Origin of the sequence: Brevundimonas sanguinis, from assembly GCF_029636725.1 — a bacterium.
GTDB lineage: Bacteria > Pseudomonadota > Alphaproteobacteria > Caulobacterales > Caulobacteraceae > Brevundimonas > Brevundimonas sanguinis.
The window spans coordinates 410,430-432,995 of record NZ_CP116770.1 but is presented as its reverse complement, the minus strand read 5'-3'; the positions used below and the strand labels follow the sequence as shown (position 1 = coordinate 432,995).

The 22,566-nt window shown below is 68.8% G+C and carries 22 protein-coding genes; 7 read left to right on the top strand and 15 right to left on the bottom strand.

Annotated elements, in window-relative coordinates; all coding sequences use genetic code 11:
- Positions 1-70: 70 nt before the first annotated feature.
- A complete protein-coding gene (locus PIB44_RS02055; protein ID WP_278070254.1) occupies positions 71-1,243 on the top strand; it encodes a YihY/virulence factor BrkB family protein in 1,173 nt (390 codons plus the stop codon).
- 213 nt (positions 1,244-1,456) lie between these two features.
- Here PIB44_RS02055 and prfA read toward each other — a convergent pair whose 3' ends face one another.
- Positions 1,457-2,524, bottom strand: coding sequence for a peptide chain release factor 1 (gene prfA, locus PIB44_RS02050; protein ID WP_278070253.1), 1,068 nt, complete (start codon positions 2,522-2,524; stop codon positions 1,457-1,459).
- 198 nt (positions 2,525-2,722) lie between these two features.
- Between prfA and PIB44_RS02045 the strand changes: the two genes are divergently transcribed.
- The 3 genes from PIB44_RS02045 (at position 2,723) to PIB44_RS02035 (ending at position 4,956) form a co-directional block, all read left to right on the top strand.
- Positions 2,723-3,340 (top strand): response regulator, encoded by a 618-nt coding sequence (locus tag PIB44_RS02045; RefSeq protein ID WP_134582170.1) that lies wholly within the window; start codon positions 2,723-2,725, stop codon positions 3,338-3,340.
- A gap of 86 nt (positions 3,341-3,426) precedes the next feature.
- Positions 3,427-4,197, top strand: coding sequence for a sulfite exporter TauE/SafE family protein (locus PIB44_RS02040; protein WP_025976908.1), 771 nt, complete (start codon positions 3,427-3,429; stop codon positions 4,195-4,197).
- Between the two features lie 66 nt (positions 4,198-4,263).
- Positions 4,264-4,956 (top strand): hypothetical protein, encoded by a 693-nt coding sequence (locus PIB44_RS02035; RefSeq protein WP_278070252.1) that lies wholly within the window; start codon positions 4,264-4,266, stop codon positions 4,954-4,956.
- Between the two features lie 3 nt (positions 4,957-4,959).
- On the opposite strand, the gene PIB44_RS02030 is transcribed toward PIB44_RS02035, so the two are convergent.
- From PIB44_RS02030 to PIB44_RS02010, 5 genes are all read right to left on the bottom strand, one after another.
- Positions 4,960-5,556 carry a glutathione S-transferase N-terminal domain-containing protein gene (locus tag PIB44_RS02030; RefSeq protein WP_278070251.1) on the bottom strand — a complete coding sequence of 199 codons (597 nt, stop codon included), beginning with the start codon at positions 5,554-5,556 and terminating at the stop codon, positions 4,960-4,962.
- Positions 5,557-5,558: 2 nt separating this feature from the next.
- Positions 5,559-6,713: a flavodoxin-dependent (E)-4-hydroxy-3-methylbut-2-enyl-diphosphate synthase gene (gene ispG / locus PIB44_RS02025; RefSeq protein WP_134582166.1), complete on the bottom strand. Its 1,155-nt coding sequence runs from the start codon at positions 6,711-6,713 to the stop codon at positions 5,559-5,561.
- Positions 6,714-6,793: 80 nt separating this feature from the next.
- Positions 6,794-7,924, bottom strand: a complete 1,131-nt coding sequence (locus PIB44_RS02020) for a helix-turn-helix domain-containing protein (RefSeq protein ID WP_278070250.1) — start codon at positions 7,922-7,924, stop codon at positions 6,794-6,796.
- Positions 7,925-8,022: 98 nt separating this feature from the next.
- On the bottom strand, positions 8,023-10,302 hold the full coding sequence (gene ptsP, locus PIB44_RS02015) for a phosphoenolpyruvate--protein phosphotransferase (protein WP_278070249.1): 2,280 nt from the start codon (positions 10,300-10,302) through the stop codon (positions 8,023-8,025).
- A 55-nt stretch (positions 10,303-10,357) separates the two neighbouring features.
- Positions 10,358-11,647, bottom strand: coding sequence for an aspartate kinase (locus tag PIB44_RS02010; RefSeq protein WP_278070248.1), 1,290 nt, complete (start codon positions 11,645-11,647; stop codon positions 10,358-10,360).
- Positions 11,648-11,704: 57 nt separating this feature from the next.
- Here PIB44_RS02010 and ubiG point away from each other — a divergent pair, with 57 nt between their 5' ends.
- The gene (ubiG, locus tag PIB44_RS02005) at positions 11,705-12,523 is read left to right on the top strand and encodes a bifunctional 2-polyprenyl-6-hydroxyphenol methylase/3-demethylubiquinol 3-O-methyltransferase UbiG (protein WP_278070950.1); all 819 of its coding nucleotides are present in this window, start codon (positions 11,705-11,707) and stop codon (positions 12,521-12,523) included.
- 4 nt (positions 12,524-12,527) lie between these two features.
- Here ubiG and PIB44_RS02000 read toward each other — a convergent pair whose 3' ends face one another.
- From PIB44_RS02000 to PIB44_RS01980, 5 genes are all read right to left on the bottom strand, one after another.
- Entirely contained in the window at positions 12,528-13,061 is a 534-nt protein-coding gene (locus tag PIB44_RS02000) for a GNAT family N-acetyltransferase (RefSeq protein ID WP_278070247.1), read from the bottom strand.
- An 88-nt stretch (positions 13,062-13,149) separates the two neighbouring features.
- Positions 13,150-13,599, bottom strand: a complete 450-nt coding sequence (locus tag PIB44_RS01995) for a DUF1178 family protein (protein ID WP_278070246.1) — start codon at positions 13,597-13,599, stop codon at positions 13,150-13,152.
- A complete protein-coding gene (locus PIB44_RS01990; RefSeq protein WP_278070245.1) occupies positions 13,596-14,435 on the bottom strand; it encodes a carbon-nitrogen hydrolase family protein in 840 nt (279 codons plus the stop codon). Before PIB44_RS01990 ends, PIB44_RS01995 begins: the two co-directional genes overlap by 4 nt.
- Positions 14,436-14,693 carry a glutaredoxin 3 gene (gene grxC, locus PIB44_RS01985; protein WP_025976919.1) on the bottom strand — a complete coding sequence of 86 codons (258 nt, stop codon included), beginning with the start codon at positions 14,691-14,693 and terminating at the stop codon, positions 14,436-14,438.
- Between the two features lie 35 nt (positions 14,694-14,728).
- Positions 14,729-15,535 carry a ComFC family protein gene (locus PIB44_RS01980; RefSeq protein ID WP_278070244.1) on the bottom strand — a complete coding sequence of 269 codons (807 nt, stop codon included), beginning with the start codon at positions 15,533-15,535 and terminating at the stop codon, positions 14,729-14,731.
- Here PIB44_RS01980 and PIB44_RS01975 point away from each other — a divergent pair.
- Positions 15,534-16,421, top strand: coding sequence for a methyltransferase domain-containing protein (locus tag PIB44_RS01975; protein WP_278070243.1), 888 nt, complete (start codon positions 15,534-15,536; stop codon positions 16,419-16,421). The genes PIB44_RS01980 and PIB44_RS01975 overlap by 2 nt on opposite strands.
- A gap of 12 nt (positions 16,422-16,433) precedes the next feature.
- On the opposite strand, the gene PIB44_RS01970 is transcribed toward PIB44_RS01975, so the two are convergent.
- The 4 genes from PIB44_RS01970 to PIB44_RS01955 are packed head-to-tail and all read right to left on the bottom strand — an operon-like array spanning position 16,434 to position 19,355.
- Positions 16,434-16,610, bottom strand: coding sequence for a Flp family type IVb pilin (locus PIB44_RS01970; protein ID WP_253122823.1), 177 nt, complete (start codon positions 16,608-16,610; stop codon positions 16,434-16,436).
- 26 nt (positions 16,611-16,636) lie between these two features.
- Positions 16,637-17,053: a (deoxy)nucleoside triphosphate pyrophosphohydrolase gene (locus PIB44_RS01965; RefSeq protein ID WP_278070242.1), complete on the bottom strand. Its 417-nt coding sequence runs from the start codon at positions 17,051-17,053 to the stop codon at positions 16,637-16,639.
- On the bottom strand, positions 17,050-18,435 hold the full coding sequence (gene argJ, locus PIB44_RS01960; RefSeq protein WP_134582157.1) for a bifunctional glutamate N-acetyltransferase/amino-acid acetyltransferase ArgJ: 1,386 nt from the start codon (positions 18,433-18,435) through the stop codon (positions 17,050-17,052). The genes PIB44_RS01965 and argJ overlap by 4 nt, the downstream gene beginning before the upstream one ends.
- Positions 18,432-19,355, bottom strand: coding sequence for a peptidylprolyl isomerase (locus PIB44_RS01955; protein WP_278070241.1), 924 nt, complete (start codon positions 19,353-19,355; stop codon positions 18,432-18,434). Before PIB44_RS01955 ends, argJ begins: the two co-directional genes overlap by 4 nt.
- A 276-nt stretch (positions 19,356-19,631) precedes the next feature.
- On the opposite strand from PIB44_RS01955, the gene secA reads away from it, so the two are divergent.
- Positions 19,632-22,484, top strand: coding sequence for a preprotein translocase subunit SecA (gene secA, locus PIB44_RS01950; RefSeq protein WP_025976925.1), 2,853 nt, complete (start codon positions 19,632-19,634; stop codon positions 22,482-22,484).
- The last annotated feature ends 82 nt before the right edge of the window (positions 22,485-22,566 follow it).

Sequence of the window (22,566 nt, the reverse complement as noted above, 5' to 3'; positions counted from 1 at the left end):
GCTCAAATCGAACCGTCGCCGTTCAAGGCGTCGCCCGTCTCGTTCCTCGACGAGAGGCGGCGGCGGCCTGGTGCGTTATCTGGCGGCTGCGGCCGGCGGACTGGCGACCGGAGCCACCGCCGCCCACCTGCTCTATACGCAAGGCCATCGCTTCGGCCTTGAGTTGCGGCCGGCGCGCCCCGACGTCCTGCCGCCGCGCGATCCGACGCCCGAGGACTATGACGACAAGGAGCCGGGACGCGGTCGCCTGGCCCAGCGGCCGTTGCAAATCCCGCACAAGGGTTGGGTCGATATCCTGTGGCGCACGGTGATGGGCTATTTCGGCGACCGGGTCGGCTTCGTGGCGGGAGGCGTGACCTTCTTCATGCTGCTGGCGCTGTTCCCGACGCTGGGTGCCTTCGTCACCATCTACGGCCTGTTCGCTGATCCGACCGACGCCTGGGGCCAGCTCAGCTTCCTCTATGAGATTCTGCCCTCGAACGTGGCGCAGTTCCTGGGGGCTGAGATGACGCGGCTGGCGGGCAATTCCACCGGCCAGCTGACCTTCACCCTGGTGTGGACCCTGCTGCTGACGCTGTTGGCGGCGAACGGGGGCATCAAGACGCTCTTCTACGGCTTGAATCTCGCCTACCATGAGGTCGAGCGGCGCAACATCGTGGTCTACAACCTGATGTGCATGGCCTTCACCGTCTCGGCGATGGCGGCGGTGCTGCTGAGTTCGGCCCTGGTGGTCGGCGTGCCCTTGGTGCTGGCGGTGTTCGGGCTTCAGGACGAATGGGCCTATCTGGCCCCCTTGCGCTGGCCCCTGCTGTTCTTCGGCTATGTCGGCGCGCTGGCCCTGATCTATCGGCTGGGGCCGAGCCGGGCGCGGGCGCGGTGGCGCTGGCTGACGCCGGGCGCCCTGTTCGCAGCGACGATGAGCCTGCTGGTCTCCTTCCTGTTCAGCTGGTTCCTGACCAACTTCGTGCGCACCGATTCCTACGGCCCGCTGGCGGCGGCCATGGGTTTCCTGCTGTGGACCTGGTTCTCGGTGCAGGTGATCCTGATGGGCGCGCGCCTGAACGCCGAGATCGAACACCAGACAGCCCAGGATACGACCATCGGTCCGCCCCTGCCCATCGGCGAGCGAGGCGCGGTGATGGCCGATTCCGTCGGGGCCCGACGCGGCAACCCCGCCGCCCTGGCCTATACGCTGAAATACGCCGAGAGCCTGGGCGACCGGGTGCTGAAGCGGCGGCGCTGACGTCACGTCGCGCCTCTCCATCCCCGTCCCAGGGAGGGTGGCTGAGCCCGTCAGGGCGAAGCGGGGTGGGGGCGGCTAGGCTATTCAGGCGCCGGGCGATCAAGGCGCATAGGCTGTTCGTGGCGCCCGGATCGCCCAGCCCTCCCCACCCGGCCTCCGCTTCGCTCCGACCACCCTCCCCGGGACGGGGAGGGAGAGGCGTGGCTCCTGGTCCTAAGCGAACTCAGCTTCCAGATCGGCCAGGCGAGCGGCCTGATCCTCGGCGATCAGGGCGTCCAGCAAAGGGGCCAAGTCGCCTTCCAGAATCTGCGGCAGGCTATGCAGGGTCAGGCCGATGCGGTGATCGGTCACGCGCCCTTGCGGGAAGTTGTAGGTGCGAATGCGCTCGGACCGGTCGCCCGAGCCGACTTGCGACTTGCGCGCGTCGGAACGAGCGGCGTCCTTGGCCTGGCGCTGCATGTCGTACAGGCGGATGCGCAGGTTCTTCATCGCCTTGTCGCGGTTCACATGCTGCGACTTCTCCGACGAAGTGGCGACGATGCCGGTGGGCAGGTGGGTGATGCGCACCGCCGAATCCGTTTTGTTGACGTGCTGGCCGCCCGAGCCGGAGGCGCGGAAGGTGTCGATGCGGATGTCCTTATCCAGGATCTCGATCTCGACGTCCTCGACCTCGGGCAGGACGGCGACCGTGGCCGCCGAGGTGTGGATGCGCCCGCCCGCCTCGGTGGTCGGCACGCGCTGGACGCGGTGGACGCCGCTTTCAAACTTCAGGCGACCGAACACGCCTTCGCCGCTGACGGTGGCGATGATTTCCTTGAAACCGCCCGCATCGCCCTCGGTCGCGCTGTCGATCTCGACGCGCCAGCCGCGCGTGGAGGCGTAGCGCGAATACATGCGGAACAGGTCGCCGGCGAACAGCGCCGCCTCGTCGCCGCCGGTGCCGGCGCGCACTTCCAGCACGGCCGAGGCGTTCTCATCGGCGTCGCGCGGCGCCAGCAGCAGGGCGACCTCGCGCTCCAGTTCCGGCAGGCGTGCGGTCAGGGCGTCCAGTTCATCGCCGGCCAGGGCGGCCATTTCCGGGTCGGCGGCCATGGCTTTCAGGTCTTCGATCTCGGCGCGGGCGCGCGCCAGGGCCTGAACCGCATCGGCCACGGGCTTGAGTTCAGCGTGCTCTTTCGACAGGCGCACGATCTCGGCGCCGTCCGTGGCGGCGCCCATCCGGGCCTCCACCTGATGGAAGCGGTCGAGCACCTGATCGAGCCGGGCCTGGGGCAGTCGCAACGGCGTGTCCTTGCAGAGGAAAACGAGGGCGGAGCCTTACCCGCGCCGCCGCGCCGTGTCGATAAAAACGCCTCTACACGCGCTCATGGAGCGATTGTGAACCGCCGTCACAAACCCGTCAGCTCGGTTTCTTCGCACCTGCAAGCGCCCTAGCTCCACCTCGACTTTAACGGGCTGGAACCGAAGTGGAGACAGGGCATGACACATCACAAACCTCCTGAAGGGGCGCCGGCGGGCATCACGCCGGGCGCCGATGTCGCGCGCCTGTGCGCGCTCTACGACGACCTGCTGACGCCGGGCTCACCTTCCATAAGTCCCGCCGCCGAAAAGGAATTGAAGGCGCTGGCCAACATCTTCGACCTGGACGCCGAGCGGCCCGCCGCCGAACTGTGGCCCTATGTCCGCGCGGTCCTGGTGCGGCAGGCGCCGCGGGAGCCGACGGCGGCCTCCACGCCGGTCGAGCCCCGGACCGTCCTGCTGGTCGAGGACGACGCCGACGCCGCCGCCGATCTGACCGAGGCGCTGGACGCCGCCGGACATCGCGTGATCGGCCCCTTCCACAGCGCCGAAGCGGCCGAGGCGGCGACCGCCCTGCACGCCATCGACCTGGCCCTGCTGGACATCAATCTGTCGGGGGAGGCGACCGGCGTCGACCTGGCGCGCAAGCTGAAATCACGCTGGGGCATGCCCGTCATCTTCCTGTCGGGCGACGTCACGGCGGCGGCGCACAACGCCGAGCTGGCCGCCGCCATGGTGATCAAACCTTACAGCGGGCGCGACGTGTTGGACGCCATCGCCCGGCTGGAGGGGGCCTGACGCCCGGCAGGGGCCCTCGCGCAGGCCATTGCCAGACCGGCTGCGACCTGCGCCTGATGGTCCGTAATCCCCGGCTGAGGCGCTGAATGGAAACCTTCTTCCTGTTTCTGCTGGTCGGCGTCCTGGCCCAGGCGGTCGATGGGGCGCTCGGCATGGCCTATGGAGTCATCTCGTCGTCCGTCCTTCTGGCGCTGGGGGTGCCCCCGGCCACGGCGTCGGCCAGCGTCCACGCCGCCGAAGTCTTCACCACCGCCGCCTCGGCGGGCAGCCATGCCTGGCACAAGAACGTCGAATGGCGGCTGATGGCGCCGCTGGCCGTCGCCGGGGTGATCGGCGGGGTGCTGGGCGCCTATGTGCTGACCGGGCTGGAAGCGGCGGTGATCAAGCCCTTCATCGTCGCCTATCTGGCCCTGATCGGGGTGTGGATTCTGTGGCGGGCCGGGCACGATATTCCGCACCGCCGCCTGCCCGCCTGGATCACCGGGCCGCTGGGACTGGTCGGCGGCTTTCTGGACGCGATCGGCGGCGGAGGCTGGGGGCCGACCGTCTCCTCGACCCTGGTCGGCGCCGGGCACGAGCCGCGCAAGGCCATCGGCACGGTCAACACGGCCGAGTTCTTCCTGACCGTCGCCGTCTCGGCCACTTTCGTCTGGGCCCTGGTCACCGGCCACTGGGAAGAAGCCGGGGCCCTTCAGAATCACGCCGCCGCTGTGGGCGGACTGGTCGTCGGCGGGCTGATCGCCGCCCCCTTCGCCGGCCTGATCGTCAAGAAGGTGCCGCGCAAGGTGCTGACCTATGCCGTCGGCGGGCTCTTGATCGTGCTGGCGGCGTTCCAGGGCTATCAGCTCCTGACCTAACGCGGGTCATTGACAGCCGATCGCGCGGCTGGCCGACTGTCCCTACACTAGGCCGGGGGGCGACGAATGCGCGTATGGATGATCGGCGTCATGGTCGGGGGATTGGTGTCCGGCTGCGCCTCGACGCAGACGATCCCGCCGCAGATCGAACAGATCGATCAGCCCGCTCTCGGGGCCGTCACCGCCATCGAACTGGGGGAGGCGGCGGTCGCGACAGGACGGAGCCGAAGCCTGCCGGGTCTGGCCCTCGCCAATGAGCTGAGCTGGGGCGACGGGGTGCTGAGAAAACGCTTCACCATCGCGCCGGGCCGACTGGCGGCGCGCCAGAGCGACGCCCGCCACATCTATTATTTTTCCGACCGGATGACCGCCCGCGATCCGCTGTTCGGAACGGTGCCCTACGCCTCCGGCGGGCTGTGCCGCGCCAAGGACGGCTCAGGCCCGGTGCGCGGCTTCATCACGCCGGGCCAGTGCGTCCTGACCTGGAACGCGACGCCCCAGGTGCGCGATATCCGTATCGAAGAGGCCGACGAGGACGCGCGGCGACGCGAGCTGATCTACCACGGCCGGGCCGACGGCAAGGTGCGCTTCCTCTATCGCGAGACGATGGGCGACAGCGCGCCCCAGACCCAGAGCCTCGACTACGACCTGGCCCACAGCGCGGTGATCGGCTTTCGCGGCGCCCGGCTGGAGGTTCTGGAGGCGGACAACACCCGTCTGCGTTACCGCCTTCTCGCCGCGTTCGACGGGGACGACTGAGCCTCAGACGGGATAGGTGTCGATGAAGCTGGGCCGCTGCTCCAGCGCCGTCTGCATGGCGACCAGGTTCGGGCGCCCGGTCTTCCAGTCGTAGTCCGGGTGGCGGAAGCCGATCCAGGTGACGGCGACGCCCGCCGTCAGCACGCCCATGTCCAGCGCCTGGGCGTCCGGCGCGGCGGCTTCCAGCGCGTCCAGGGCGCGGCCCATATTGACGGTCCAGCGCTCGATCCAGGACGCCGAGCGCTCCTGCTCGGGGCGGCGCTTCTCCAGCACCAGTTTGACGCCCATCTCCAGCGCGGCGTTGCCGAGCGTCTCCAGCCGCTTGACCCGCAGACGCTCCGCCCCCTCGGCGGGCAGCAAACGCGGGCCGGCGCCCAGGGCGTCCAGATATTCAGCGATCACCGGGCTGTCGTTCAGCGGCAGGCCGTCCTCGGCGATCAGGGTCGGCACCTGCACCACCGGATTGGTCGACAGCAGCTCCGGCGCATTGCCGTAGGGATCGACGACGATCTCCTCGATACGGTCGGCCAGACCCTTTTCACGGGCGACGATGCGCACCTTGCGCGCGAAGGGCGACGGGGTGGTGATGTAGAGTTTCATGATTACTCGGCGGCGTTGAGGGCGGCGGGAGCCGCGCGGGCGGCGTCCAGTTCGGCGGCCTTGGCTTCGACCTGGGCGACGATCTCCTCGATCATGCCGTCGTTAGCCTGTTTGTGGGCGATCTTGCCGTTCAGATAGACCATGCCCGCCCCCTTGCCGCCGCCGGTGAAACCGACGTCGGTATAGAGGGCCTCGCCCGGCCCGTTGACGACGCAGCCGATGATCGACAGCGACATGGCGGTCGAGATGTGCGCCAGCCGCTCTTCCAGAATCCCCACCGTCTCGATCACGTTGAAGCCCTGACGGGCGCACGACGGGCAGGCGATGATGTTCACCCCCCGGTGCCGCAGGCCCAGCGACTTCAGGATGTCGAAACCGACCTTGATCTCTTCGACCGGATCGGCGGCCAGGGACACGCGGATGGTGTCGCCGATGCCCGACCACAGCATATTGCCCATGCCGATGGCCGATTTGATCGTACCGGTGCGCAGCGGCCCCGCCTCGGTCACGCCCAGGTGCAGGGGGCAGTCGATGGCGTCGGCCAGCTGCTGATAGGCGGCGACCGTCAGGAAGGGGTCGGACGCCTTCACCGAAATCTTGAACTCGTGGAAGTCCAGGTCCTGCAGGATGCGGGCGTGGTTCAGGGCGCTTTCGACCATCGCGTCAGGGCAGGGCTCGCCGTATTTCTCCAGCAACTCCTTCTCCAGCGACCCGGCGTTGACGCCGATGCGCATGGAGCAGCCGTGGTCGCGGGCGGCCTGGACGACCTCCTTGACCCGCTCGATCGAGCCGATGTTGCCGGGGTTGATGCGCAGGCAGGCGGCGCCCGCCTGGGCCGCCTCGATGCCCCGGCGGTAATGGAAATGGATGTCGGCCACCAGCGGCACGCGGGCCTCGCGCGCAATGGTGCTGAAGGCCGCCGTCGACTCTTCGTCCGGGCAGGAGACGCGGACGATGTCGGCCCCGGCCTCTTCCAGCTGGCGGATCTGCTCCAGCGTCGCCGCCGCGTCGGCGGTCGGCGTATTGGTCATCGACTGGACGCTGATCGGCGCGCCCCCGCCGACGGGAACGGAGCCGACCATGATCTGGCGGCTCTTGCGGCGCTCGATGTGGCGCCAGGGGCGGACGTGGCCGAGTTCGGAACTGTGGTCGCTCATGACGCCGTACACATAGGACAGGACGGACGGCAAAACCACGACAGACGACGAAAGATCGTCGTCGCAGCCAAAGGATCAGATCAGGCGGCGGGCGGCTGGGCGACCGGGGCGGCGGCAGGCTGATACGGCTGCGGTCCCGGCGCCGCCGCTGCGGCGGCCGCCGCAGCGGCCTGGGCGGCGCGGGCGCGGGCCTCGACGGCGGCGGCGGCGCGCGCCTCGGATTCACGCGCGGCGGCCTGGGCGCGATTGTTCAGCGCGCCCAGCGGCGACTGAGGCGCGGGCAGGACGCCGCCATGCTCGCCGTTCAGATAGACGTCGAACGCCTCCGGATCGGGCGTGTCGATGGTCGCCGACAGGCCGGGCGGCGCGCGCCAGGCCTCGCCCGCCGCCAGTTGGCGCGCGAACAGGATGCGGCCGTCGCCCTGACGGATAACCAGGATGGCGGGTTTGCGGGCCTGAAGCGTGACCTGCGACACCGTGGCCGAGGCGCCGTAGATGGCGCCGCGCGGGTTGAAGGCGGCCTGCACCGGCGGGGCCGGCGGCGGCGCGGCGTTGGGGTCGTCCGGGTCGATGCCGGTCAGCTGCGCCTCCAGGCCCGGCGTGATGTACATGGCCGGCGTGGTCTGATCCGGCGGGGCGGCCCGGGGGGCGCCGAGGTAGAGGGCGCGGTCGCGCTGGCGGTCGGCCTGCTCGGCCCAGTCCTTGGGCACGGCGACCAGATCCGACGGGTGCGGCGCCTCGATGCGGTTCAGCCGCTGAAACACGTTCCAGCCGACCACCACCGCCAGAAAGGCGCCGATGACGCCCAAGATCTTGGGCGAGTTCTGGCGCATCTGCTGCAGGGCGGCGCCCGTCGGCGGCTGCAACGGCACGGCCGCATCGGGATATTCCTGCTTGAACCGCTCGACCGCGTTCAGCTCGTCCAGCCCCAAGGCGCCCGCATAGGCGCGCACATAGCCCATCGAGAAGATGCGCGACGGCAGGGCGGCGTACTCAGCCTGCTCCAGCGCCGTCAGGAAACGCGGATGCACCCGCGTCATGGTCGAAAGCTGGGCCATCGACAGGCCCGAGGCCAGACGCGCGGCGCGCAAAGTCGCGCCCAGGGAATCTTCCGAGGGATCTTCCGGCGCCGGCTGGGGCGTCGGCTCAGGGGTCTGATCCAGCGTCGCGTCGGCGTCGAAGTCGAACGCGGCTTGCCGATCCTGGTCCATAGGGTCGGGGTTCCGTCACGCCAGGCGGCCGTGCGCCCGTCATCCCCGCTTAGACGAGGCGAGGAGCGCGGGCAACGCGGGAAAGCGGCGCAGCTTTCCTAGACTTCCACGTTCAGCTTGCGCGCCAGCGACTCGATCTCGCCGCGCACCGACCCGGCCGAGGAGCCGAGCAGGACGTTCATCCCCCGTCGCGCCGCATTGAGATCCGCCGACAGGATCATGCGCTTGACCGGCCCCACCCCGCCCGCCGGGGCGGACAGGCGGCTGTAGCCCAGGGTGATCAGGGCGAAGGCCTCCAGCGGGCGGCCCGCCAGTTCGCCGCAGACGGAGACGGGCGTGGCGCTGTCGGCGCACTTTTGTTGAATCTCGGCCAGGGCGCGCAGGAAGGGCGGCGACAGGGCGTCATAACGCTCGGACACCCGCGGGTTCGTGCGGTCGGAGGCGAACATATACTGCATCAGGTCGTTGGTGCCGATCGAGACGAAGTCGGTCAGCGGCAGCAGGGCGTCCAGATGCCACAGCAGGCTGGGGCACTCGATCATGGCCCCGACGCGCAGCAGGGACGGCAGCGGGCGGCCCCGACGTCGCGCCCAGTCGCATTCGATGTCGACCAGTTCGCGCGCGGCCCTGAACTCGTCCACCGTGGCGATCATCGGGAACATGACGCGCAGTTCGCGGCCGGCGGCGGCGGTCAGCAGGGCGCGCAGCTGCATCCTCAGCAGGGCCGGACGATCCAGCCCCAGACGGATGGCGCGCCGACCCAGCGCCGGGTTCTCCTCGCGCTCATTGTCCAGATAGGGCAGGACCTTGTCGCCGCCGATATCCAGCGTGCGGAAGGTGACCGGCCGATCGCCCGCCGCATCCAGCACCAGCTTGTAGAGGGCCGTCTGCGAGTCCAAGCGCGGCAGTTCGTCCGAGACCATGAACTGGAACTCCGTGCGGAACAGGCCGATGCCCTCAGCCCCCGTAGCGTCCAGATTCTCCAGGTCCACCGCCAGACCGGCGTTGGTCAGCAGCACGATGCGCTTGCCGTCCTTGGTGACGGCGGGGGTGTCGCGCAGCTGGTCGAACTCGGCGCGTTGCTGGGCGCGCACGGCCATGCGGCTCTCGACCGCCGCCAGCATGTCCGGACGCGGCCGCAGATAGGCCTCGCCCGTCTCGCCGTCGACGATCACCTGATCGCCCTCGGTCAGGCGGTCCCGCAGGCCCTGAAGGCGGCCGACGCAGGGGATCTGCAGGGCGCGGGCGACGATGGCCGCGTGGGCGGCGGCCGAGCCTTCTTCCAGCAGCAGGCCGCGCAGCTTGTGGCGCGGATATTCTAGCAGGTCCGCTGGACCGAGATTCTTGGCCACCAGGATCGCGTCGTCGGGCAGGTCGCGCTGGCCCGGATGGTCGCCCGCCATCAGCCGCAGCAGGCGGTTGGCCAGGTCCTCGAAGTCGTGCAGACGCTCGCGGATGTAGGGATCGCGGGCATTGGCGAAGCGGGCGCGGTGCTCGTTACGAACGCGGTCGACGGCGGCCTCGGCCGTCAGGCCAGAGCGCACCGCCTCCTCCAGCGACCGGTTCCAGCCCCGGTCGTCGGCGAACATGCGATAGGTCTCCAGCACCTCATAGGGGGTGCCGCCCAGCTTGCCCTGACTGCCTTCCAGCAGGGCGTCGATGCTGGTGCGCAGACCGTCCAGCGCCGCCTTCAGCCGGACCTCCTCGGCGATCGGGTCGTCGGCCAGAAGCTGTTCGGGCGCGATCGGCGCCTCGTGCAGCACCGCCCGACCGAACGACAGGCCTTCGGCGAACTTCTGTCCCCGCAGCCGTTCGGGCCGATGAGGTGCCACCTCGACGTCGCGCAGCTCCTCCAGCGCCAGCAGCTCGCCCGAGGCCACCGTCTCGGCCAGGACCATGGCGATGGTCTGGATGTCCTCGATCTCTTCCTCGTCATAGCGACGAGCGGCGCGGTTCTGGACGACCAGGACGCCGATGGCCCGGCCGCCGCGCAGCAGGGGCGCGCCGAGGAAGGCGTGATAGGGGTCTTCGCCCGTTTCCGGCCGGTAGGAGAAGCTGGGGTGCGACTGGGCGTCCGACAGGCTCAGCGGCTCGGCCGTGCGGGCCACCTCGCCGACCAGCCCCTCGCCGGGGCGCAGGCGGGTGTTATGGACGGCCTCGGGGTTCAGCCCCTCGGTGGCGAACAGCTCCAGCTCGCCCGAGGCGCGCCGCAGATAGATGGAGCAGACCTCGGCCACCATCGAGCGGGCGATGATCCGCACCACCATGTTCAGCCGGGTCTGAGCCGGCGCGCCGCCCCCCGGCCCGGCCAGGGCCTCGCGGATCTGGCGCAACAGGAGGCGTGGCCCCCTCGCCGTCACTGCTGCGCCCTTTACCATGGTCTCTCCCGCCTAACCGTCCGATCCGTTCAGATAGGGCGGCGCGTCCGTTATCCTAGCTTTCCGCGTCCAGTCCGTAGGCTGCGTGCAGCGCACGCACCGCCAACTCTGCATAATCCGAATCGATCAGAACGCTGATCTTGATTTCAGAGGTCGAGATAGCCTGGAACTTCACGCCCTTGTCGGCCAGGGCGCGGAACATGGTCTGGGCCACGCCCGCGTGGCTTCTCATGCCGACGCCGATCACCGACACCTTGGCCACGTCGTCGTCGACCCGCAGCTCCTCGAAGCCGATCTCGGCCTTGGCCGCCATCATCAGGTCGGCGGCGCGGCGCGCGTCGCGGCGGCCGGTCGTGAAGGTCAGGTTGACCGCGCCTTCGGTGCGGGCCTGGCTCTGCACGATCATGTCGACATTGACCTCGGCCTCGGCCAGGCGGGTGAAGACGTCGGCCGGGGCGTCCGTCCGGTCCGACAGGCCCAAAAGCGTGATCCGGGCTTCGTCCCGGCTCATGGTCACGCCGGAAACGATGCGCTTTTCCACGATCTCATCCTCGTCGCAAATCAGGGTGCCGGCGTGTTGCGGCAGGTTTCCGTTTTCATCCGGTTCGATAAAGCTGGACAGGACGCGCACCGGCACGCGCTTGTGCATGGCCAGCTCGACCGAGCGGGTCTGCAGCACCTTGGCGCCGAGCGACGCCATCTCCAGCATTTCTTCGTAGGACACCTTCTCCAGACGCCGCGCGCGGCTCTGGATGCGCGGGTCGGTCGTATAGACGCCGTCCACATCGGTGTAGATGTCGCACGGCGCGCCCAGCGCCGCCGCCACCGCCACCGCCGAGGTGTCCGAGCCGCCCCGGCCCAGGGTGGTGATGCGGCCGTCGCGGGTCACGCCCTGAAAGCCCGGCACGATGGCGATCTCGCCCGCGTCGACGGCGGCGCCCAGCACGTCGCCCTGCACGTCCTCTATGCGGGCGCGGCCGTGGGCGTCGTCGGTCAGGATCGGAATCTGCCAGCCCATCCAGCTGCGGGCCTTGAAGCCCATGTTGCGCAGGGTCAGGGCCAGAAGGCCCGAGGTCACCTGTTCGCCCGAGGCGACCACCACGTCATATTCGTCGTCCGACAGGGCGCTGTCGGCGTACAAGCCCGGCGCCGCCGCGCCCACGCCGTCGGTCCAGGCCACCAGCTCATTGGTCTTGCCCGCCATGGCCGAGACGACCACGGCCACGCCCTTGCCTCTGGAGGCCTCGGCGGCGACGATGCGCGCCGCGCGACGGATGCGTTCCAGGTCGGCCATGGAGGTGCCGCCGAACTTCATCACCAACCGGTTCGTGTCGGCCCGCGTCATCCCTGCGCCTGATCCCCCTGCTTGCATGGCGGGCGAAGGCGGTCCATGCCTGAGCCCATGCCCGCTTCTAACGACAGCCTTGATCCGCGCAAACCCCAAAGCGATGAGGGTTTTTCACCCTTTGCTACCGATCGTGCCGAAGGGCCGAGCATCGATCCTGCCGATGTGGCGCGCTTTTCGGCCCAGGCGGCGCAGTGGTGGGACCCCAAAGGCCCCTTCGCCCCCCTGCATCGCTTCAATCCGGCGCGGCTGAAATTCGTGCGGGATCGGGCGGCGGAGCATTTCCAGCGCGACGTAAAAGCGCGCGCGCCGTTCGACGGCCTCAGCCTGATCGACATCGGCTGCGGCGGCGGGCTGATCGCCGAGCCGATGCGGCGCATGGGCTTTGACGTCACCGCCATCGACGCCTCGTCCGAGAACATCGGCACCGCCCGCGCCCACGCCGAACAGGTCGGGCTGGACATCGCCTATCGCGCCGCCACGGTGGAGCAGATGGTCGAAGCGGGCGCCGGACCGTTCGATGTCGTCCTGACCATGGAGGTCATCGAGCACGTCGCCGATCCGGAAGCCTTCATCCGCGCCTGCTCCAGGCTGATCAAGCCCGGCGGCCTGATGATCGTCGCCACCCTGAACCGCACGCTGAAGGGGCTGCTGCTGGGCAAGGTCGCGGCGGAATATGTGCTGCGCTGGGTGCCGGCGGGCACCCACGACTGGCGCCAGTTCCTCAAGCCCGAGGAACTGCGCGCCATGCTGGACGGGGAGCCCCTGAGCGTCACCGGCCCCTACGGCCTGGCCTACGACCCGCTGAACGACCGCTGGAGCGAGGGCGACGACGTGGGCGTCAACTATATGATGATGGCGACGCGGGACGCCTGACCGCTCAGAGCGGCCGGACCATGTAGCGGGCGTCGTCGCCGTAGCTGGCCAGCTTCGCGGCCATGCCGGGCGGGTTCTGAACCTCGAAACCGTTGCGCGACCAGAAGCTTGATGCGTCGTTGACCGCGACCAGCGCCACCGACGGCCAGCCGTCCGCCCGGGCCTGATCAGCCAGACGCTCGATGATGGGGCGGGTGTGGCCGCCGCCGCGCGTATCGGGGTGCAGGGCCAGGTCGTGCAGATAGACCACCTCGGCGTCGGTCGGGATGGCGTCGATCAGCACGTTCAGCGCCGGGGCCGCATTCACCTTCCACGGATAGGCGACCAGATAGCCCATGATCGCTCCGTCCGGCGCCGCCAGAACGAAGCAGCCCTGAGGATAGAGCTCCAGCCGGTTGGCGAAACAGGCGCGCTCTTCGGGATGATCGGGGAAGGACAGTTGGGCCACCGCGACCACGCCGTCGAGGTCGTCCGGCGTCATGGCCCGCCAGTTCAGTTCGGATAGCGGGCGTTCAGCTTCGCCCTGTTGAATCGCCATTGCACGCTCCATTCATCCGTTGGCGTCAAACCCCTCCGCGCCCGACATAGGCGACCGCGCACCGTGCGTCGCCAGCGAAAGACTGCGACTAATTCGCCTTCTTGGGGTCGGGCGGCAAGCTGGGCAGGGGGGCGCAGGGCACGCCGTCGTCCCTCAGCTTCTTGACCTCGGCGGGGGTGGCCTCGCCGTAGATCTCGCGTTTTTCGCTGCGGCCTTCGTGGATGTCGCGGGCCTCCCGGGCGAAGGCGTCGCCGACGTAGTCGAAGTTCTGCTCGACGTGGGCGCGCACCTGCTGCGCCGCCTGCATCATCATCGACTGCATCTGCTTCAGAGCTTCAGGTTTCAGGGCGTCGGTCGACGGCGCGGTCTTTTTCGTACCCGAGACGGCCGGGGCCATGATCTGCTTTCTCACGGCTGTCGAACCGCAGAAGGGGCATTCGACCAGGCCGCGCGCCGCCTGATCGTCATAGTCGGACGAAGAGCCGAACCAGGCCTCGAAGCCGTGGTCGTGGTCGCAGCAAAGGGCGTAACGGATCATAGGGGCAGGTCGAAGTCGCGGTCGTGGCGCAGGGCCGGCACGGAGGCGCGCGCCCGCTCCACAGAGGAAAGGTCCAACCGAGCGTGAAGCACGGCCGGTTCGTCGTGGTCGAGCCGGGCGATGACCTCGCCCCACGGCCCGACGACCAGGGAGCGGCCCCAGGTCTGGCGGCCGTCCTCATGCGCGCCGCCCTGGGCCGGGGCCAGGATGAAGGCGCCCGTCTCGATGGCGCGGGCGCGCAGCAGCGTCTCCCAATGCGCCTCGCCGGTCGGGCGGGTGAAGGCGGCGGGAACGGCGATCAGGCTCGCGCCCGCCTTGGCCAGGGCGCGATACAGGTGCGGAAACCGCAGGTCGTAACAGATGGTCAGGCCCAGACCGCCCCAGGGCGTATCGGCGACCGCAGCCGCCTCGCCGGGCCGCACCGAGGCGCTTTCGCGATAGGTCTCGCCGTTCGGCAGGTCGACATCGAAGACGTGCAGCTTGTCATAGCGCGCCGTGATCGTCCCGCCGGGGTCGATCAGCAGCGAGCGATTGGCGGCGCGCGGGTCGTCCGCCACGCCCGAACGGACAATGGCCGAGCCGACCAGAAGCCAGACGCCCAGTTCGGCGGCCAGCGCCTGCAGCCCCAGCACAGCCGGATCGGCGCCTTCGTCCGACAGGGCGGCGTCGCGGAAGGCCCGGCGCTGTTCGAGGAAATTGGTCCCCTCAGGCGTCAGGATCAGCTGCGCGCCCCCGGCCGCCGCCTGACGGATCAGGGGCTCGACATGCGCCAGCCCTGCGGCCGCCGTCGCCGGCGTCCGCGTCTGGATCAGCGCAATGTCGAGCGTGTCGGTCACCTAGGCCGCCAGCAAGGCGTCCAGCTCGCCCTTGCGGTCCAGGGCGTGGATGTCGTCCGAGCCGCCGACGTGTTTCCCGTCGATGAAGATCTGCGGGAAGGTGGCGGCGCCGCCCGAGCGCTGGACCATCTCGGCCTTCTTCTCAGGGTCGTTGGAGGCGACGATGTTGGTATAGGCCGCGCCCTTGCTGTCCAGCAGAGCCATGGCGCGGATGCAGTAGGGGCAGCCGGGTTTGGTGTAGAGAACGACTTCGGCCAAGGGAGACTCCTAAAGGCTGAGGGGAAGGTTCTCTTTCATTTAGGCGGTTCTCGCGCGTTTTTCACCCTCGCGATGACGGCCAGGTCGACGGCGCGCGCTCCGGCCTCCATCATGACCCGCGCGCAGGCCTCTGCGGTGGCCCCCGTCGTCAGCACGTCGTCGACCAGGAGCAGGCGCCGTCCCTTGATGCGTCGCCGTCCGGCCTCGGTCACAGCGAAGGCCGCCTTGACGTTCAGCCGCCGCCCGCGCGCGGACTTGCCGCCCTGGCTGGCCGTCGGCAGGGCGCGGATCAAAGCGTCGGGCAGGTAGTCGAGCCGCGCCGCGCGGGCCAGCGGCCGGGCGATCTCGGCGGCCTGATTGAAGCGACGCGACAGCAGGCGGGCGCGATGCAGGGGCACAGGGACTACGGCGTCCGCCGTCTCGATCAGGGGCGCGGCCGAGCGGCTGATCCAGCGGGCGAACAGGGGGGCGAACTGCTGCTGGTCGCCGTGCTTGAACTTCAGGATGATCCCGCGCGACGCGTCGTCATAGACGCAGGCCGCCCGCGCCCGATTGAAGGCGTAGGGGCTGGCGATGCAGGCCGCGCACCGATCCGCCGCGAAGTCGCCGCCGTCGCATTCAAACGCGGCGCCGCAGCCGTCGCACACCGGCGCCTCCAGAAAGGCGACCCGGCTCCAGGCGTCGGGCGAAAGGCCGGCCGACGCCGCCGCCTCGCGGCTGTCGTGAGCCAGCGGCGGCAACAAAATATCCAGCAGGCCCCGCCCCGCATCGCGCGCGCCGGATGCTAAAGGCCCCCCGACGCCTTTCAATCGACCTCGCCAGCCCCCATCCTGAACCGACATGAGCGCCCCCTCCCCTTCCTCTGGTCCCCCGATCATCTTCGACGCCGCCCGACGCGCCGCGCGCCTGACCCGCGCCGAGCGACGCTTCGGGGGCGCCGACTTCCTGCACCTGCGCGCCGCCGACAATGCGGTGAACAGCCTGGAGGTGATCCTGCGCGAGTTTCAGACGCCCGTCGACCTGTCGCCCCACCCCGGCGTCTTCGCCCGCGCCCTGGCCGACAGCCCGGCGCGCGAACGGGTGGCTGAGGTCCGCGCCGTCGGCTCGACGGCCGAGCGCGCCGCGCCGGGCGCCGGGCCGCTGGGGCTGGAGGACGGCTCAGCCGATCTGATCGTCAACCTGCTGGGCCTGCACTGGGCCAACGACCTGCCGGGCGCGCTGAGCCAGATTCGGCGCGCGCTGAAACCGGACGGCCTGTTCGTCGCCAGCCTGTTCGGCGCGGCGACGCTGAAGGAACTTCGCGGGGTGCTGACCGAAGCGGAGCTGGAGGTCAACGGCGGAGCGCAGGCGCGCGTATCGCCCTTCGCCGACGGCTTCGACGGGGCGGCGCTGCTGCAACGGGCCGGGTTCGCCCTGCCGGTGACCGATGTGGACCGGGTGACGGTGCGTTACGGCGACCCCTTCGCCCTGATGCGCGACCTGCGGGCGATGGGCGAGACCAATGTGCTGGCCGGGCCGATCCGGCCGCTGAGCCGCGCCGTTCTGGCCCGCGCGGCCCAGCTCTACGCCGAGCGCCACGCCGAGGCCGACGGCCGCATCCCCGCCACCTTCGAGATGGTGCATCTGGCCGGATGGGCGCCGCATGAGAGCCAGCAGAAGCCCGCCAAACGCGGCTCGGCCAAGACGCGTCTGGCCGATGCCCTGGGCGTCAGGGAGCAGACCGGCTAGGAAGGCTGAGCGTCAGCCCCCGGCGGCGAGCACGAACTGGCTGACCTTGCCGTAGACCGCCTCCATCCGCCCGGAGAAGGCGCCCAGCGCGGCCAGGACGACCATGCCGATCAGGCCGCAGATCAGGCCGTATTCGACGGCGGTGGCACCGCCTTCATCGCGGAGCAGCCGGTGAATGAAACCCTTCACGCCTGGCCTCCCCTGTCGTCGGCCCGTCAGAGCAGATCGCGCAGCCAGGCGATCAGCGGTTCATCGGCCGGAGGCATGGGATAGGCCGACAGCTTGTTCGGCTTCACCCAGGCCAGGCCCGCATGCTCGCGCGCCTCGACCACGCCGGACCAGCGCCGGCACAGATACAGTGGCATCAACAGGTGAAACGATTCGTAAGCGTGACTGGTAAACACGAAGGGGGCCAGGCAGGCCTCCTTCACGTCGATGCCCAGTTCTTCCTTCAGCTCGCGGATCAGGGCCGTCTCGGGCCGCTCGCCCGGCTCGACCTTGCCGCCGGGAAATTCCCACAGGCCCGCCAACTGCTTGCCCTCGGGGCGTTTGGCGATCAGCACCCGGCCGTCCGGATCGATCAGGGCGACAGCGACGACCAGGACGGTAGGAACGGCAGGCGTCTCGCTCACGAGCGGTAGTCTCCGTTGATCTCGATGTAGCGTTTGGTCAGGTCGCACGTCCACACGGTGGCCGAGGCGCGCCCCGAGCCGACATGGACGGTGATGTCGATCTCGTCGTTCTTCATATAGGCGCTCATGACCGCCTCGTCGTAGTCAGGCGACGGCGCGCCGTCGACCGCGGCGACGTGGGGACCGAAACGGATGGCCAGACGGTCGCGGTCGACAGCCTCCTCCGTCTTGCCCACCGCCATGACGATGCGGCCCCAGTTGGCGTCCTCGCCGGCGATGGCGGTCTTGACCAGGGGGCTGTCGGCGATCGACTTGGCCAGTTTGCGGGCCGAGGCGGGGCTGGCGGCGCCGTCCACCGTGACCTTGACGAACTTGGTCGCGCCCTCGCCGTCCTTGACCAGCTGGTGAGCCAGATCGAGCATGACGGCGTCCAGCGCCGCCGAGAACTCCTTCAGGCGGCGGTCGCCGACGCGGCCGATGCGCGGCGCGCCGGACGCGCCCGTGGCGAACAGCAGGGCCGTATCGTTGGTCGAGGTGTCGCCGTCTACCGTCACGCTATTGAAGGTGGTGCGGACGTGCAGGTTCAGCAGGGCCTTCAGCACCGGCGGGGCGATGTCGGCGTCAGTGACGATGAAGGCCAGCATGGTGGCCATGTCCGGCGCGATCATGCCCGAGCCCTTGGCGATGCCGGCGATCTTCACCTTGACGCCCTCGATCTCGCACTCGGCGTAGGAGCCCTTGGGGAAGGTGTCCGTGGTCATGATGCCCAGGCCGGCCCTGGCCCAGTTGTCGGCCTTCAGACCGGCCTGAACCTCGGGCAGGCGGGCGGTGATCTTCTTGTCGTCCAGCACCACGCCGATCACGCCGGTCGAGGCCAGCATGACGTCGCGCTGGCGGCAACCGAAGCGCTTGGCGAACTCCGAGGCCGTGCGACGCGCCGCATCCGCGCCCGCCTTGCCGGTGAAGGCGTTGGCGCAACCGGCGTTGACGATCAGCGCCCGAACCTCTTCGCCGCCCTTGTCGGCGTCCAGTTGGCGCTTGCACCAGTCGACCGGCGCCGAGCCGACCTTGTGCCGGGTGAAGACGCCGGCGCACGACGCGCCTTCGGGAAAGTGAAAGACCACCAGATCGTCGCGCTCATGCTTGTAGAAGCCCGCGCGCGCGGTCGCGATCTCGACCCCGCCGATCGGCGCGATGGCCGGAAAGGGCACGGCCAGCGGCGAGATCATCAGTCCCGGCTTGCCGGGCGCAGAGGCCTTGGTCGGCGTCGACCCGGCCGACTGGGCCGCGCGCTTCAGGGCCGAGGCCAGGGGGTCCAGAGCCTTCTCGATGACGGTTTCGATCTTCTTGCCGGTCGAGGCGGACTTGGGCGGCTGGCTCATGTGGCGTTTCCGGCGGCGGGAGGAACGGTGACTTTATCGGCGGGCGTGGAGGCAGGCGAAGACGCCTTTGCGTCGTTCAGGGTGATTTCCACCTCGGCCTTGCCGCGAAGTTGCTCGAGCAATTGGCGCACGCCTTCATAGGTCAGATAGCGGACGATCTGGGGACGGGCCTGCTCCAGCGTCGGCGGCGTCTCGACGCGTCGATCCTCGACCTTGAGCACGGCCCAGCCGGTCTCGGTCTGGATCGGACCGACGACCTGGCCCGGCGTCTTGCCCTGCAGGGCCGTCGCATAGGCCCCCGGCAGAACGTCGAGCGTCGAATAGCCCAGATCGCCGCCGGAATAGCGGGTGGCGTCGTCGATGGAGCGTTGAGCGGCCACGGCCTCGAACGCCGCACCCTGCCCCAGCACGCCCAGAACGGCGTCGGCCTGCTCCCTGGTGGGCGCCAGGATCAGACGCACGCGGACCTCTTCGGTGGCGCGCGCCAGACGCTGCTGTTCGGCGTAGAGGCGTTCAACCGCCTGTTCGGACACGGCGCCGGCCACCACCTTTTCCACCAGCATGTCGCCCAGGATGCGTTCGCGCACGGCCTGCAGGCGACGCTGGGCGGCCGGGCTGGAATCCAGGCCGCGACGCTCGGCCTCGGCGGCCAGAAGCTTCTGATCCACCACCTCGTCCATCACCCGGCGAAACAGTTCGGAGGAGACATCCAGCGGGTCGTCCTCGCCGATCAGCCCCTGAGCCACCGCCTCGCGCCGCACGTCCGAGGCCCAGACGGCGCGGTCGTTGACCCTGGCCACCACCCGGTCGTTCTTTTCCGGCGCAGCCTCGTCGCCGCCGCGCCCGCAGGCGGCCACGCCCATCGCCAGCCCGACGGCGGCGACCAGAAACAGGCTGGTGAGGGGACGCCGCGCTCGCATCGGACGCTCCGGGCAAGGGTCTGGGGACAGGTCGCCGGGGCGACCGTTCGCGCCTGCGCGGCGCCGCCTTAAAAAGGCCCTCGCGTTGACAGGGGTAAGGGCGGTGCTTAAGTCCCGCCTGCGCCCAAGTCGAGGGATTTTCGATCGTATGCGCGGCCCTTCGCGCGCCCTGACTGCAGGGAAGGCCTGGGGCTGGCGTGATCGCGGCCTCCCGACCGGGCGAAACCTGTCTTTCTCAGAGCCTTCAGCCGCTCGACCGCCTGACCCGGATCGCCCATGCTCGGCTTCGCCAAGAAACTTCTCGGTTCCTCCAACGACCGCAAGGTCAAGGCCTTCCAGGCCCAGGTCCAGAAGATCAACGCCCTAGAACCTAAGTTCGAGGCCTTCTCTGACGACGAGCTGCGCATGATGACGCAGACTTTCCGGGATCGCATCGAGGCCGGCGAGAGCCTGGACAAGCTGCAGAACGAGGCCTTCGCCGTCGTGCGCGAAGCCTCCAAGCGCGTGCTGGGCCAGCGTCAGTACGACGTGCAGATGGCCGGCGGCATGATCCTGCACGAAGGCGGCATCGCCGAGATGCGGACCGGCGAAGGCAAGACCCTGGTGGCCGTGGCCCCGGTCTATCTGAACGCGCTGGCGGGCAAGGGCGTCCACGTCGTCACCGTCAATGACTACCTGGCCCGCCGCGACGCGGAGCAGATGGGCAAGGTCTATCGCTTCCTGGGCCTGGAGGTCGGCGTGATCGTCAACGGCCTGTCGCAGGGTCAGCGCCAGATGGCCTATCAGGCCGACATCACTTACGGCACCAACAACGAGTTCGGCTTCGACTATCTGCGCGACAATCTGGTCTACGACCGACGCGAGATGGTGCAGCGCGGCCACCACTTCGCCATCGTCGACGAAGTGGACTCCATCCTGATCGACGAGGCGCGCACGCCGCTGATCATCTCGGGCCCGACCGAGGACCGCTCGGACCTGTACAAGATCGTCGACGCCCTGGTGAAGGAACTGGTCAAGGACAAGGCCACCTACGACCTCGACGAGAAGCAGCGTCAGGCCCTGCTGACCGAGCTGGGCTCGGAGCGTATGGAGCAGATGCTGGAACAGGGCGGCCACTTCGCCGAGGACACCGTCGATCTGTATGATCCGGCCAACGTCAGCCTGGTCCACCACACCAACCAGGCCCTGCGCGCCAACACCCTTTATCAGCGCGACAAGGACTACATCATCAAGGACGGCGAGATCGTCCTGATCGACGAATTCACCGGCCGCATGATGACCGGCCGCCGCCTGTCCGAAGGTCTTCACCAGGCCATCGAGGCCAAGGAAGACGTCAAGATCATGCCCGAGAACCAGACCCTGGCCTCGGTGACCATCCAGAACTACTTCCGCCTCTACGAAAAGCTGTCCGGCATGACCGGCACGGCGGCGACCGAGGCGCAGGAGTTCCTCGACATCTACAAGATGGACGTCCTGGAAGTGCCGACCAACCGTCCGATCCTGCGCAAGGATTACGACGACGAGGTCTACCGCACCTTCGCCGAGAAGAACCGCGCCATCGCCGCTCAGATCGCCGACTGCTATGTGCGCGGCCAGCCGATCCTGGTCGGCACGGTGTCGATCGAGAAGTCCGAAGAACTGTCCGACCTGCTGAAGGACTACGACTATCAGGTCGAGGTTTCGCGCAAGCTGAAGCCCGAATACGAAGGCCGTGAGAAGGAAGCCCAGAAGGTCGGCGACCTGGCCTATGACATCGAGTACGTCACCGGCCGCGGCATCCCGCACAATGTCCTGAACGCGCGCCAGCACGAACAGGAAGCCTATATCGTCGCCGAGGCCGGCCTGCCGCACGCGGTGACCATCGCCACCAACATGGCCGGCCGCGGCACCGACATCCAGCTGGGCGGCAACCTGGACATGCGGATCCAGCGCTGGGTCCAGGAACAGCGCAACATGGCGATGGAGGTCCCGCCCGAGGCGCTGGCCGCCAAGGAAACCGAGTTCAAGGCCGAGATCGCTGTCGCCAGGGAGAAGGCTCTGGCCGCCGGCGGCCTGTTCGTCCTGGGCACCGAGCGCCACGAAAGCCGCCGGATCGACAACCAGCTGCGCGGCCGGACCGGCCGTCAGGGCGACCCCGGCACCTCGAAATTCTACCTGTCGTGTGAAGACGACCTGCTGCGCATCTTCGCCGGCGACCGCCTGGACGCCATCATGCGCCAGTTCGGCGTGGCCGAAGGCGAGGCCATCAGCCATCCGTGGCTGAACCGCGCCGTCGAAACGGCCCAGAAGCGCGTCGAAGCCCGCAACTACGACATGCGTAAGAACGTGCTGAAGTACGACGACGTCGTGAACGATCAGCGCAAGGCCGTCTTCGAACAGCGCCAGGAGTTCATGGACTCCACCGATCTGTCGGAACTGGTCGCCGACTTCCGCAGCGACGTGATCAACGACCTGGTCGAACGCTATATGCCGCCCAAGGCCTATGCCGAGCAGTGGGATATCGACGGCCTGGACGAAAAGGTCCGCTCAACGCTGGGCCTGGAACTGCCGCTGCATGACTGGGCGGCCGAAGAAGGCGTCTCCAACGAAGAGATCGAAGAGCGCATCACCGTCGCCGCCGACGCCCGCGCCGCCGAACGTCTGGAGCTGATCGGCGCCGATCAGACGCGCGGCCTCGAAAAGCAGTTCATGCTGCAGATGATCGACATGCAGTGGCGCGAGCATCTGGTCCACCTGGACCACCTGCGCGGCGTCATCGGCCTCCGCGGCTACGGCCAGCGCGACCCGCTGAACGAATACAAGACCGAAGCCTTCAACTTGTTCGAGACCCTGCTGCACGACCTGCGCCACAACGTCACGCGCTGGCTGATGACGGTCGAGTTCCAGTTTCAGGCGCCGCCGCCGATGGAAATGCCTGAGTTCCAGGAAATCCACCTGAACCCCGGCACCGGCGAGAACGAAATGGCCAACCCGATGGCCCAGAACCCGGAAGGCATGCTGACCGGCGATGATCGTTCGAAACTGCCGGTCGAAGCCCTGCCCGCCGACTGGGAGCGCACCAGCCGCAACGCCGACTGCCCCTGCGGCTCGGGCCGCAAGTTCAAGCACTGCCACGGTAGTTTGGTTTAAAGGCGCGCTGACGCGCGCGGATTGAGCGCCGAAAGACTGGGTTGAGAGAGGCGGGTTCGCGAAGGCGGCCCGCCTTTTTCTT

Bases quoted from the DNA above. Each gene is read 5' to 3' on its own strand.
- PIB44_RS02045 (WP_134582170.1), top strand. From the start codon at position 2,723: ATGACACATCACAAACCTCCTGAAGGGGCGCCGGCGGGCATCACGCCG.
- PIB44_RS02040 (WP_025976908.1), top strand. From the start codon at position 3,427: ATGGAAACCTTCTTCCTGTTTCTGCTGGTCGGCGTCCTGGCCCAGGCG.
- PIB44_RS02035 (WP_278070252.1), top strand. From the start codon at position 4,264: ATGCGCGTATGGATGATCGGCGTCATGGTCGGGGGATTGGTGTCCGGC.
- PIB44_RS02030 (WP_278070251.1), bottom strand. From the start codon at position 5,556: ATGAAACTCTACATCACCACCCCGTCGCCCTTCGCGCGCAAGGTGCGC.
- ispG (WP_134582166.1), bottom strand. From the start codon at position 6,713: ATGAGCGACCACAGTTCCGAACTCGGCCACGTCCGCCCCTGGCGCCAC.
- PIB44_RS02020 (WP_278070250.1), bottom strand. From the start codon at position 7,924: ATGGACCAGGATCGGCAAGCCGCGTTCGACTTCGACGCCGACGCGACG.
- ptsP (WP_278070249.1), bottom strand. From the start codon at position 10,302: ATGGTAAAGGGCGCAGCAGTGACGGCGAGGGGGCCACGCCTCCTGTTG.
- PIB44_RS02010 (WP_278070248.1), bottom strand. From the start codon at position 11,647: ATGACGCGGGCCGACACGAACCGGTTGGTGATGAAGTTCGGCGGCACC.
- ubiG (WP_278070950.1), top strand. From the start codon at position 11,705: ATGCCCGCTTCTAACGACAGCCTTGATCCGCGCAAACCCCAAAGCGAT.
- PIB44_RS02000 (WP_278070247.1), bottom strand. From the start codon at position 13,061: ATGGCGATTCAACAGGGCGAAGCTGAACGCCCGCTATCCGAACTGAAC.
- PIB44_RS01995 (WP_278070246.1), bottom strand. From the start codon at position 13,599: ATGATCCGTTACGCCCTTTGCTGCGACCACGACCACGGCTTCGAGGCC.
- PIB44_RS01975 (WP_278070243.1), top strand. From the start codon at position 15,534: ATGAGCGCCCCCTCCCCTTCCTCTGGTCCCCCGATCATCTTCGACGCC.
- PIB44_RS01980 (WP_278070244.1), bottom strand. From the start codon at position 15,535: ATGTCGGTTCAGGATGGGGGCTGGCGAGGTCGATTGAAAGGCGTCGGG.
- argJ (WP_134582157.1), bottom strand. From the start codon at position 18,435: ATGAGCCAGCCGCCCAAGTCCGCCTCGACCGGCAAGAAGATCGAAACC.
- PIB44_RS01955 (WP_278070241.1), bottom strand. From the start codon at position 19,355: ATGCGAGCGCGGCGTCCCCTCACCAGCCTGTTTCTGGTCGCCGCCGTC.
- secA (WP_025976925.1), top strand. From the start codon at position 19,632: ATGCTCGGCTTCGCCAAGAAACTTCTCGGTTCCTCCAACGACCGCAAG.